General features: G+C 71.5%; 11 protein-coding genes. 8 read left to right on the forward strand and 3 right to left on the reverse strand.

Features of this window, described 5'->3' with window-relative positions; translation table 11 throughout:
* Positions 1–161 precede the first annotated feature (161 nt).
* The gene (locus WME98_RS39885) at positions 162–605 is read right to left on the reverse strand and encodes a hypothetical protein (protein ID WP_437946913.1); all 444 of its coding nucleotides are present in this window, start codon (positions 603–605) and stop codon (positions 162–164) included.
* Between the two features lie 227 nt (positions 606–832).
* Positions 833–1564, reverse strand: a complete 732-nt coding sequence (locus WME98_RS39890) for a hypothetical protein (RefSeq protein ID WP_437946914.1) — start codon at positions 1562–1564, stop codon at positions 833–835.
* Positions 1565–1675: 111 nt separating this feature from the next.
* Here WME98_RS39890 and WME98_RS39895 point away from each other — a divergent pair, with 111 nt between their 5' ends.
* The 8 genes from WME98_RS39895 (at position 1676) to WME98_RS39930 (ending at position 10975) form a co-directional block, all read left to right on the forward strand.
* Complete coding sequence (locus WME98_RS39895; RefSeq protein ID WP_437946915.1) at positions 1676–2680, forward strand: beta-ketoacyl-ACP synthase 3; 1005 nt, start codon at positions 1676–1678, stop codon at positions 2678–2680.
* 131 nt (positions 2681–2811) lie between these two features.
* Positions 2812–5022: a glycoside hydrolase family 3 N-terminal domain-containing protein gene (locus tag WME98_RS39900; protein ID WP_437946916.1), complete on the forward strand. Its 2211-nt coding sequence runs from the start codon at positions 2812–2814 to the stop codon at positions 5020–5022.
* A gap of 94 nt (positions 5023–5116) precedes the next feature.
* On the forward strand, positions 5117–5968 hold the full coding sequence (locus WME98_RS39905) for an SDR family NAD(P)-dependent oxidoreductase (protein WP_437337783.1): 852 nt from the start codon (positions 5117–5119) through the stop codon (positions 5966–5968).
* Between the two features lie 25 nt (positions 5969–5993).
* Positions 5994–6758, forward strand: coding sequence for a hypothetical protein (locus WME98_RS39910; RefSeq protein WP_437337784.1), 765 nt, complete (start codon positions 5994–5996; stop codon positions 6756–6758).
* 259 nt (positions 6759–7017) lie between these two features.
* Positions 7018–7776: an SDR family NAD(P)-dependent oxidoreductase gene (locus WME98_RS39915; protein ID WP_437946917.1), complete on the forward strand. Its 759-nt coding sequence runs from the start codon at positions 7018–7020 to the stop codon at positions 7774–7776.
* A 251-nt stretch (positions 7777–8027) separates the two neighbouring features.
* Positions 8028–9023: an aldo/keto reductase gene (locus WME98_RS39920; RefSeq protein ID WP_437946918.1), complete on the forward strand. Its 996-nt coding sequence runs from the start codon at positions 8028–8030 to the stop codon at positions 9021–9023.
* Positions 9024–9290: 267 nt separating this feature from the next.
* A complete protein-coding gene (locus WME98_RS39925; protein WP_437946919.1) occupies positions 9291–10610 on the forward strand; it encodes a substrate-binding domain-containing protein in 1320 nt (439 codons plus the stop codon).
* On the forward strand, positions 10583–10975 hold the full coding sequence (locus WME98_RS39930; protein WP_437946920.1) for an STAS domain-containing protein: 393 nt from the start codon (positions 10583–10585) through the stop codon (positions 10973–10975). Before WME98_RS39925 ends, WME98_RS39930 begins: the two co-directional genes overlap by 28 nt.
* Before the next feature lie 48 nt (positions 10976–11023).
* Here the strand turns inward: WME98_RS39930 and WME98_RS39935 are convergent, their stop codons facing one another.
* Positions 11024–12040, reverse strand: a complete 1017-nt coding sequence (locus tag WME98_RS39935) for a sugar-binding protein (protein WP_437946921.1) — start codon at positions 12038–12040, stop codon at positions 11024–11026.
* Between the last annotated feature and the right edge of the window lie 97 nt (positions 12041–12137).

The following is a 12137-nucleotide window of genomic DNA, read 5'->3' on the forward strand; positions in this document are numbered from 1 at the left end:
GCGCGCGCGGACGATGCGCGCGCTCGGCAGGGCGGCGCGGGCCGCACGCGCGGCGCGCAGCAGGCCGGCGCGTCGCGCGTCGCTCACGGGAGCCGCGCGATGCGCCGACGCGCGGCGCTCCCGGATCGCCCGGCCGCACCGCGCGCCGCTGTCGATGTCCGTCAGCTCCCGCAGCCGGTGCAGGCGAGCGGGCAGGTCCCGTTCTCCGGCTGCTGGCAGTGCAGGTCGGGCGCCTCGGCGCTGGTCCCGTAGTCGCAGCAGATCGTGCCGCCAAGGCAGCACTCCACCCCGCAGCAGATGCCCTCTTCGCACCCGAAGTTCGGATCGCAGGGATCCTTGCACTCGCCCTGGATGCATGCCTGCTCGTCGGGGCAGCGCGTGCCGCACGTTCCGCAGTTGTGCGGATCGTTGGCCAGGTTGACGCAGGCCGGTCCACAGCACGAGAGCCCGGCGTCGCACGTGCACGCGACGCCCCCGGCGCCGCCCTCGCCGCCAGCGCTCGTCGTCGAGACGGTGGTGGTGGTGGTCGTCGTCGTCCCGGCCTCTCCGCCCGCGCCGCCGCCAGAGGAGCTCGATACGGTGACGTAGATCGGCAGGACGTTCACGGTGCCCGGGTCAGCTTCACATCCAGCAACGGCGAACAATGCGGCCAACGACACCAATGCGGTCACCCGATGACTGGGCATGAGCACCTCCAAGCCGATCATGACACTACCACGGGGGGTCGCGGTCACACGAGAGCGATGGCGCAGCACGCTCGGCGCGCCGCCTGCGCTGCGTCGCGCGGCGCGGGCCACGCGCGACGCAGGCGAACGCGGCAGCGCCTGCGACATCAGGGGTTGATGAGCTTGCAATCCGACAAGAGCCCCGTGTACCAGTCATCGGTCCTGTCGAGCCATGCGCCCTCGCTGGACCAGCGGATGCCGGGCTTCTTCATCTTGCCTTCGACGGTGTAGGTGCACTTCACCGCGAACCGTGCGGACGGCAGCTTGCTCGTGAGGGCGGGCTCACTCCAGAGGCCGGCGGCGAGGAACTGCACGCGGTCGGTCGTCGTGTAAGGACGGAGCAGCTTCTTGTCGTCCGCGTCCCCCTTGGACCAGCCCTTGGTGGGCGACTCGAACGCGCAGTGCCGGCCGCTGATCTCCTCGGCCGACCAGCAGGCGAGGTCCTTGATGTCGCTGGCCACGAGGGTGACCTCGACCTGCGCCTTGTCGCCCGGCTTCCACTTCGGACCGGCCGCGCCGGGCGCGGGCTCGCGCCCGAAATAGGCGAACGCCGCGGCCAGGCCGCCGATGATGATCAGGAACAGGATCATGCTCTTGCCGAGCGAGCCGCCCTGCGGCTGGGCGGCCGCGCGAGGCCGCGCCCCGGGCTTCTTGCCGGCCGGGCGGCGCGCGGCGCCCGCCGGCTTCGCAGGGCGAGAGGCCCTCGCGGGGGCCGCTGCGTCGGCGCGGGCAGCGGCGCGGTCCTCGCCGTCCTCCCTGCTGGTGTCCTGCGCGTCGGCCTCGCCGGAAGGAGCGTCGTCCGTGTCGGGGCGGTCTTTGTCTTCGGAGCTCGTAGCCATCGCGGCGCTTTATGTACCGGAGCGCGTCCGCGACTCAAGCATTCCGTGTACCGGGCCTGGCGCGCGATCGCCCGTCCCAACCCGCAGCCCATGATGTAGGCTGCGCTTCCAATGACGTCCGATGCCAGAAATCCCCGCGCGCGCATCCTCGGCACAGGCCGCTCCCTGCCGCTCGCCGCCCCGGAGGGCGAGGCGCACGCAGGCGCGCCGCCAGCGGACGGCGCCGCGGGCGACGCGAGCGCGGCCGACGAGCGGCGCCGCGGCGCGGCCGGCGAGACGACGAGCGACCTGGCGACGAGGGCGGCGAAGGCGGCCCTCGACGCGGCCGGCCTCGGGCCGCGCGACCTCGAGATGATCATCCTCGCGACGTCGAGCGGCGACGCGCCGATGCCGGCGACCGCGGTGTACGTGCAGCAGAAGCTCGGCGCCGAGCTCATCCCGTCGTTCGACCTCTCCGCCTCGCTGACGGGCTTCCTCTACGGGCTGTCCGTGGCGAGCCAGTTCGTCGCGGCGGGGACCATGAAGCACGTGCTCGTGATCGGCGCGGACCTGCTCTCGCGCCGCGTCGATCCGCGCGACCGGGCCGCGGCCCAGCTCTTCGGCGACGGGGCCGGCGCAGTCGTCGTCGGGCCGGCGGCCGGCGACGGGCGCGGGATCCTCAGCGTCAGCCTCCGGGCCGACGGGAAGAGGGCCGACGTGCTCCAGGTCCCCGGCGGCGGATCCGCGGAGCCGCTCACGGTCGAGCGGCTCGCCGACCGGCGGCAGTACCTGCGCGTGAAGCAGCCCGAGCTGCGGCAGGCCGTGGAGGAGCACCTCGGCGCGCAGGCGCTCGCGGCGCTCGCCTCGGCCGGGCTCGCGCCCGCGGACGTCGACTGGGTGATCCCGCACCACGCCGACGCCCAGCTCGCGGCGCACCTCGCCGATCGCCTCGGGTGCCCGCGGCAGCGCGTCCTCGGCGCGCGCGACGGCGAGAGCGCGGCCGGCGCGAGCGCCGGCTCGGTCGCGAGCGCGCTCGACGAGGCGCTCCGCGACGGGCGGATCTTGCCCGGGCATCACGTGCTGCTGTGCGCGCTCGGCGGCGGGCTCACGTGGGGCAGCGCGGTGGTCCGCATGTGATTTGACCGCGGCGAGGCCGACATGGGATTGGACCGCGGCGCGGCCGACGGTGGCCCGGAAGGCGCGCCCGTCGAACGAGCGCGCGCCGCGCTTCGCTGGACGGCGGCTCGAGGAGTCGCTCAGGAGGACTCATGAACGACGCTCCCCTTTACAAAGACGCCAAGCAGCCCGTGGGCAAGCGGGTGGAAGATCTCCTGAGCCGGATGACCCTGGATGAGAAGGTCGGCCAGCTCATGCAGCTGGACGCGCAGGGGGACCTCGAGGACGCGATCGGGCGGATGCAGGTCGGCAGCCTCCTGCACTGCAACGGGAAGGACGCGGACGCGGCGATCAAGCGCGCGCTGGGCACCCGGCTCGGCATTCCGGTGCTGATGGCCGACGACGGGATTCATGGTCATTCCTTCTGGGCGGGCGCCACGATCTTCCCGACGCAGCTCGGCATGGCGTGCAGCTGGGACACGGGGCTCCTGGAGAAGGTCGCCCGGGTCACCGCCGCCGAGATGCGGGCCACGGGGCTCAAGTGGACGTTCTCTCCGGTCCTGTGCCTCACGCGCGATCTCCGCTGGGGCAGGGTGGGGGAGACGTTCGGCGAGGATCCCTACCTCATCGGGGAGCTCGCGTGCGCGATGGTCAAGGGCTATCAGGGCAAGGGCCTCGACGATCCGGACGCGGTGCTGGCCACGGCCAAGCACTACGCGGGCTACTCGGAGACGCTGGGCGGCCGTGACGCCTCGGAGGCGAACATCTCGCGGCGCTACCTGCGCTCGTATTTCTTGCCGCCCTTCGAGAGGGCCGCGCAGAGCGGCTGCATGGCGTTCATGACCGGATATCAGTCCATGGACGGGATACCGGCGACGGCCAACCGCTGGCTGCTGACCGAGGTCCTCAAGGAGGAGTGGGGCTTCGAGGGCATCGTCGTGACCGACTGGAACAACGTGGCCAACCTCGTGCTCGATCAGAAGGTCTGCAAGGACATGGCCGAGGCGGCCACGGTGGCGATCCGGAGCGGCAACGACCTGATGATGGCGACCCCGCAGTTCTACGAGGGGGCGCAGGAGGCGGTGCGCCGCGGGCTCCTGGCCGAAGCGGAGATCGACGCGGTGGTGCGGCGCGTCCTCGCGCTCAAGTTCTCCCTCGGGCTCTTCGAGGACCCCGGGTACAGCAGCGAGCGGCGGATCAAGGAGGTCATCGGGTGCGAGGCCCACCGGGCGCTCAACCTGGAGGCGGCGCGGGCCTCGCTGGTCTTGCTGAAGAACGACGGCCTGTTGCCGCTCGCGCACGGCGCGAGCGCCGCCGCCGGGGCGGGCGCGGGGCCGAGGGCCCTCCGGCGGATCGCCGTGATCGGCCCCAACGCGGACGACCCGATCGCCCAGCTGGGCGACTGGTCGCTCGGATCGGGCCAGATGAGCGGCGGCAACGGCCCCGAGCACCCCCGCTCGAGCATCGTCACGATCGTGGACGGGCTCCGGGAGCTCGCGTGGCCGGGGTGCGAGGTGGTGCACGCGGCAGGCTGTTCGGTGGTCAGCGAGGACGAGTCGGGCATCGCTGCGGCGGTGGATCTCGCCCGGGGCGCCGACGTGGTGGTCCTGGTCCTCGGGGATCGGATCGAGTTCATCGGCGAGACGAAGAGCACGGCGACCCTGGAGCTCATGGGCGGGCAAAAGGCCCTGGCGGACGCGATCGCCAGGACGGGCGTCCCCACGGTCGCGGTCCTCGTCAACAGCAAGCCGCTCGTCCTGCCGCGCTCGGTGCTCGGCGCGTCGGCCATCGTCGAGGCGTTCAATCCGGGGATGATGGGCGGGCGGGCCGTGGCTGAGGCGCTCTTCGGGCGGATCAACCCCTCGGGCAAGCTGACGATCTCGTTTCCCTACCACGTGGGCCAGCAGCCGGTGTTCTACAACCAGGCCCGCGGCCAGCACGGGAGCCGTTACGCCGACCTCACGCAGGAGCCGGCGTTCGCCTTCGGCTTCGGCCTGAGCTACACGCGCTTCGCCTATGCCGACCTGAAGGTCCTGACGCCCAGCGTGGGGCGAGATGGCGTGGCCTCGTTCGAGGTGACGATCACCAACGCTGGAGAGCGCGAGGGGGTCGAGATCGCCCAGCTGTACATCGAGGATCTGGTGACGTCGTCCACGTGGGCGGTGAAGGAGCTCAAGGCGTTCCGCCGCCTGAGCCTGGCCGCGGGCGAGGCGCGCGCGGTGCGGTTCGAGCTCCCCGCCTCGGCGCTGTCGATCATCGACGCGGAGGGGCGCCGCGTGGTGGAGCCGGGGGAGTTCCGCGTCCACATCGGAGCCTCGTCCCGGCCGCAAGACCTGCTGAGCGCCGGTTTCGCCGTCGCGTAGCCGCGCGCCGACCTCGAACCAGAAGTCCGCGTGTTAGCATCGCTCGCGCGGGCAGCGCCGGGTAGGGCCCCGGCGCTCGAGGAGGCGAGGGGCGATGACGGCGAAGCGGGTGGCGCTGGTGACGGGCGCGAGCACGGGGATCGGCCGGAGCGTGGCGGAGGCGCTCGCGCGAAACGGCTATGTGGCCTTCGCGGGGATGCGCGATCCCGAGGGCAAGAACCGGGCGGCACGCGACGAGGTGGCCGGCCTCTCGGCCGCCGGCGTCCCCATCGAGGCGGTCGCGCTCGACGTGACGGACGACGCGTCCGTCGCCGCGGCGGTCGCGACGGTGGTGGAGAAGACGGGGCAGATCGATGTGGTCCTGAACAACGCGGGCAACAGCCTGATCGGCCTGACCGAGTGCAGCAGCGTCGATCAGCTGCGACGGTTCTTCGAGACGCACGTCTTCGGGGCGCAGCGCGTCTGTCGCGCCGTGTTGCCGCACATGCGCCGGCGCAAGGCGGGGGTGCTCGCCTTCACGTCCAGCATGGGAGGGCGCATCCTCATGCCGAGGTCGGCGCACTACTGCGCGGCCAAGGCCGCGATGGAGATGATGGCCGAGGGCTACAAGACCGACCTCGCGTCGTTCGGGATCGACGTCGTGATCCTGGAGCCGGGGCTGGTCCAGACGAAGATCTTCCACAACGCCTGGGCGCACGACGACGAGGCGCGCGCCGCCGAGTACGGCGAGCTCGACGGCGTGATACGCGCCACGCTCGAGGCGGTCAAGACGCTGACGGGGCCCGACCCGGCGGAGCTCGCGAGCGTGCTGCTGAAGCTCCTTGAGATGCCGCACGGCCAGCGGCCGCTGCGCACGACGTTCGGCATGGACGCGGCGCTGGTCGGCCCCGTGAACGCCGCCGCGGACGAGGCCGGGCGGACGCTGTTCGCCATGTACGGGGCGTAGACGACCTCCGCGGGCCGGCGCCATCATGCTGAACCTCCTCCTCCAGCTCTCCCCGCTGCGCCCCGCGGTCCGCGTCGAGACCATCGAGCGGCGCGACTTCGACGACCAGCGCCTGCGCGAGCTCCACGCCCTCTCGAACGCGCTCATGGCCGAGCGCTTCGAGCACTTCTGCGTCCACGCCAGGACCAACGACGTCGTCCACGTCTTCCGCCGCGTCGACACGGGCGCGATCGTCGGATTCCAGTTCTGGAAGACCGCGCCCATCGCCTTGCCTCGCAGCCGGGCCATCGTCGGTGGGAAGCTGCGGATCGCGCCCGACTTCCGGACCCGCGGGCTGCACCTCGCCTCCGGCCTCCTGTTCCTGCTGGAGACGAAGCGCCGCGCGCCGCGGACGCGTCTTTACCGGCTCTCGATCGCCAGCCTCTTCGGCTTCGTCTCCATCACCGAAGCGCTCGCGCGTTACGAGATCTTCGATCCGAAGCGCCGGAGCACCGCGGAGGACGAGGCCGTGCGCGAGGCGTTCCTCCGGCTCGCAGGGGAGAGCAACTACCACGTCGATGACGAGACCGGGCTCTTCCTGGTCAACATCTTCATGACCGAAGAGACGCTGAGCCGCTATCCGCCGCGCTACTTCGACCGCCCGGCCGCGAGGCGCTACGCCGCGGTCAACCCGGGCTTCCGCACGAACGGCTGCTACGCCGGCTTCTGGTTCCGCTTCACCAGCGACAACCTCCTCGCCATGACCCGCGCCGTCGCGAGGAGGCTCTTCCGGAAGGCCGCCCCCCGCTGATCCGAGCCGCGCGGCGCGCGGGCTGCTCCGCCGGCAACACAGCGGAAGCAGCCTGCTGCTCGCGAAGCAGGCGGGCGCCGGGCCCGCCTTCGCCGCGGGCGCCGCCCGGAGGGCGCGCCGGAACCAGGACCGGGCGAGCCGCGCGCTCGCTCCCCGGATCGAACATGGCGAGACGAGCATGGAATGAGACGTGCCCTGCGCGGCTCCCGCCACGTACGAGGCCGCAGGCGTCGTGTCTGCGAAGGAAAGGGAGCTGATCGTGGATCTCGAACTCACCGGCAAGCGGGCCATCGTCACCGGCGGCAGCCGCGGCATCGGCAAGGCCATCGCGCGCGAGCTCGCGCGCGAGGGCGCCGACGTCGTGATCGCCGCGCGCGGCAAGGACAAGCTGGAGGCGACCGCCGCGGAGCTCTCGGCGGAGACCGGCCGCCGCGTCGTCCCGCTGGTGGTCGATACCGGCAACGAGACCTCGGTCAACGCGCTCGTCGAGCGCGCCGTCGCCGCGCTGGGCGGCGTGGACATCCTGGTCAACAACGCCGCCTTGCCGGGCGGGATCTCGCCCGCCACGCGTCTCGATCAGATCGTCGATGCGCAGGTGATCGAGGACATCAACATCAAGGTCGTTGGCTACCTGCGGACCGCGCGCGCCGTCGCGCCGCACCTCATCGCGAACGGCTGGGGTCGCATCATCAACATCGGCGGGCTGGCCGTGCGCAAGACCGGCCGCCCCGTCGCCACCCTGCGCAACGTCGGCGTGGCGGCGATCACGAAGAACCTCGCGGACGAGCTGGGCCCGAAGGGGATCAACGTCACGGTCGTGCACCCCGGCGCGACGCGCACCGAGCGCGTCCGGCCCGAGCCGGAGAAGGACCTCGCCGCCTCGGTGAGCATCGGCCGCATCGTCGACGCGCGCGAGGTCGCGTGGGTCGTCACGTTCCTCGCCTCGCCGAGGAGCGTCGCGATCAACGGCGACGCCGTGGTCGCCGGCGGCGGCAGCGTCGGGCCGATCTATTACTGATCTGCCCCGCTCGGCCGGCCCTCGGCTCGCGCGCCGAGCGGCGCGGGCCACCGACGGATCGGCCACAGGGCCACGGAGAGCACGGGGATCCCTCTCTCCCTCTCCGTCTCTCCCTCTGTGCTCTCTGTGCCTCTGCGGTCGCTCTCTCTCGTTTTCACACCGCTTCACCCCGCTCGGCGTACCCGATTGACGCCCCGCGCCGCCCTGTCTGAAACTGTACGGGCCAGCCCCCGAAGAACCCACGGAAGACCATGAGCATCCCGACCACCCGCCTCGGCCGTACCGGCCTCACCGTTTCTCGCCTGTGCCTGGGCACGATGACGTTCGGCTTCCAGACGGACGAGGAGACCTCCCGCGCCATCCTCGACAAGGCCGCGTCCGCCGGCGTCAACTTCCTCGACACCGCCGATGTGTATCCGCTGGGCGGCGGCCTGCCGACCGCGGGGCGCACCGAGGAGATCGTCGGCCGCTGGCTCAAGGGCAAGCGCGACCGCTTCATTCTCGCCACGAAGTGCGTCGGCCGCGTCGGCCCGAACGACTGGGATCAGGGCGCCTCGCGCAAGCACATCCTGGACGCCATCGACGCCTCGCTGCGCCGCCTCGGCACCGATTACGTGGATCTCTATCAGCTCCACTCCGACGATCGCGACACGCCGATCGACGAGACGCTGGAGGCGCTCGACACGGTGGTGCGCTCCGGGAAGGCGCGGTACATCGGCGTCTCCAACTACCTGGCCTATCGCCTGGCGCGCGCGCTCGGCCGCGCCGACGTGCGCGGGCTCGCGCGGTTCGTGTCCGTGCAGCCGCGCTATGCGCTGCTGTTCCGCGAGATCGAGCGCGAGCTGCTCCCGCTCGCGCAGGAGGAGGGCCTCGGCGTGATCCCGTACAACCCGCTCGCCGGCGGGCTCCTGACGGGCAAGCACCGCCGCGGCGAGCCCACGCCGGGCACGCGCTTCACGCTGGGCACGGCGGCGAGCAACTACCAGCAGCGCTACTGGAACGAGCGTGCGTTCGCGACCGTCGAGAACCTGCAGGGCATCGTCGCCGAAGCCGGCCAGTCGCTCACGACCGTCGCCGTCGCGTGGGTGCTCGCCAACCCGGCGATCACCTCGGCCATCATCGGCGCCAGCCGGCCCGACCAGCTGGACGCCACGCTCGCCGCGGCCGAGCTCACGCTCGATCCGCAGCTGAAGGCCCGGCTCGACGAGGTGACCGCGGAGTACCGCCGCGGCGACTCGCCGCGCTGAGCCGCGCCTCGTTCGATATCCAGCCGCGGCTCACGTTCGAGGCCATCCCGCCGAGCGCGCCGATCGTCCTTTGCATCGGCGCTCTCCTTTCTGGGTCCCTGTCCGCCTACCCCAAAGTTTCCCTCGACCCTGCGCGGAGGACGCCGCGCGGAGGAGGCGAACGGCGCCCGGAGGCGGCTCGGTCACCCTTGACAAGATGCCGTCCAATCACGCCCACTGGCGCGAAGCCGCGCCTTCGTCGGGGTGGGGTGCATGGACGCAAGGCGCATGGTCACCGGTCTCGATCTTCATGCAACGCTGCATCATATCGTGATCGACGCCGTGGGCACCGTGCCCTCCGCGCAGCGCGGGAGCCTCCTGGTCCGGGACGGGGAGCAGCTGGTCTACAAGGCCTCTGTGGGCCTCGCTGGCGTGCTGGCGAGCGCGCAGGAGGTCGTCGGCGGCGCGGGGCCGGCCACCGTGATCGCGGCGCTCTCGAGGCATGACTCCGCGGACGGCGGTCGGGTCATGGCGGCCGCCGACTGGTACCGCGAGCACCTGCCGGGGGCGTCGGCGCTGCACCTCGTCCCGGCGGGCGCGGTCGTGGTCCTCACCCCGGTGCGCGTGCAGGAGCAGACGATCGGCGTGCTCGCCGTCGAGCAGCCGGACGGGCAGGCGCCTTCCGGCGAACGCTGGGCGCGGCTCCTCGCGCTGGCCGCGAGCGCCGGCGCGGCGCTGGAGCGGCGAGAGCTCTACAACGACAAGGCGCGGTCGGCCCAGGAGGTGCGCGTGCTCGAGGCGGTGCTGAACGCGGTGGCCACGCGGACCAGCACGCATGAGCTCGTCGGGATGATCTCGAAAGGCATCAAGAGCGTGCAGCTCACGCCGCAATGGCGCTCGGTACACCTCGTCCTGCTGAGCGACGCCCCCTCCGGGGGCGCGCGCGGCGACGCCGCGGCCCGCGAGCTCCGCATCTACCACGTCCCGCACCGGTCGCCGTTGTCGTTCTGGAACAACGTCCGCGATGGCGCCCTCGCCGCGGGGCGCAGCGTCGGCATCCACGTGGACGTCCGCAATGCCCCCGCCCACAGCGCCGTCGAGCAGCGCGGGATCCTCGAGGACGCCATCGACCGGGGCGTGCACGGTATCGCCGTGGCGCCGATCACCCCGGAGGTCCTCGAGCCGGCGATCCGTCGGGCGGCGCAGGCCGGGGTCCCGGTGGTCACGATCGACACGCCGCCCGCCGAGGGCAGCTGCGCTCGAGCCTACATCGGCACCGACAACGTGGCGGCGGGGCGGCTCGCCGCGGAGATGATGGCCCGGCTGCTCCCGGGCGGAGGCAAGATCGGCGCGCTGACGTTCTGGCTCAGCGCCATCAACAGCCGCGAGCGCATCGACGCGTTCCGTGCGGCGGCCTCCGGCACGCCCTTCGACCTGCAGCCGCCGGCCGAGGACCGGTTCGATATCGAGCTCGGGATGCGGATCGCCCGGGAGGCCGTGCAGAGCGGAGGGATCGCCGGCGCCCTCGGCGTCTGCGCCGAGAACGGCCTGTCACGATCCGCGAGCTCTCGAGCCCGGTCGTGCCCATCGCGCGGAACATCCTCGTGATGCCGATCGTCGGGACGATGGACGCGCAGCGCTCCGGCCGCTTCATCGAGTCGATGCTGCAGGACATCACCGAGCACCACGCGCGCGTGGCGCTGGTCGACGTCACGGGGATGGCGGTCGTCGACGCCGCGTCGGTGGAGCACCTCCTGCGGGCGGCGCGGGCGGCGCGGCTGCTCGGCGCCGAGGTCGTGCTCGTCGGCGTCACGCCGGCGGCGGCGCGGCTGATGGCGGAGCAGGGCGTGGAGCTCGGGAGCCTGATCACCCGCTCGACCCTGGAGCTCGGGTTCGCTTACGCGCTGTCGAAGACCGGCGGCCAGATCGTCTATCGCCGCTCGCCCGCGTCCAGCTCTTCTGAGCCGAGCTGAACCGGGGCGGCCAGGAGCGGCCCTCGCCCGAGCCGCCGGGGGGACGGGCTACTTCTTCATCTCGGCGAGCGTGGCCTTGAACTGAGCGACGTTCTCCTTGTTGATCACGTCGACGCCGGTGTCGATCACCTTGCTCGGGGGGATGGCGGCGATGGCCGCGTCGCCCTTGGTCGCGAGGTCGTGGAGCCACTTGCTCCCCAGGTAACCGAACTGGAACGGCTTCTGCATGACGGTGCAGGCGACGGTGCCGTTCTCGATGCCGGCGAGCGTCGCGTCCTCCTCATCGAACACGGCCGGGAGGACCTTGCCCTTCTTCCCGAGCGCCTCGACGGCGGCGGCGATGGCCGGCCCGTTGTACGACCAGAGGCCGATCGCGACGTTGAGGTCCGAGTGGGCGTTGATGATGTCCTCAACGTTCGAGCGCGCCTTGGCGAGATCGGTGTTGTCCTCGCGCTTGTCGACGAGCTGGATGTCGTGCTGAGCGACAACGTCCTGGATGCCCTTGAGGCGCTGGGCCGCGTTGTCGACCGCGAACATGCCGACGAAGGCGGCCATCTTCCCGCCGTTCGGCAAGAGCTTCACGATCTCGTTGCCGAGCACCTTGCCGGCCTCGTAGTTGTTCGTGCCGATGTAGAGCAGCCGGTTCGACTTCGGGGCGTCGGAGTCGAACGTGATCAGCTTGACCTTCTCCGCGACCTTGTTGAGCACGGTCACCTGATCGTCCGGCGCCAGGACGCTCACGCCGATGGCGTCGTAGCCCTGGCTGGCGAGGCTCTCGAGGAGCTGGTTCTGCTCCGTGGGCGTGCTGACCTGCGGCACCTTGATGTCAACTTGGATCTTGGCCTCTCGCTCGTATTTGTGGACGCCGGCGAACGCGATTTTCCAGAAGTCGCTGGACCCGTTCGTCACGAACGCGAGCTTGACGACGTCGGTCGTCGCCTCTTTGCCGTTGCCTTTGCTGCCGACCTCCTCCCCACCTCCCTGATCGCAGCCCGCGATCAACGCCATCGACAGCGTGGCGAACGCTGCACACGCGAGCTTCCAGAGATCCTTCGGATGATTCATGGCAGTTCTCCTCGGTTCGTCCGCGCCAAGCGTGCGTCGAGATGACGTCGCTGATCCGCGACATCAATGATGCCCCGGAGCGATCCTAGCGACTCAC

Origin of the sequence: Sorangium sp. So ce296 (genome assembly GCF_051529605.1) — a bacterium.
GTDB classification, from domain to species: domain Bacteria; phylum Myxococcota_A; class Polyangia; order Polyangiales; family Polyangiaceae; genus Sorangium; species Sorangium cellulosum_D.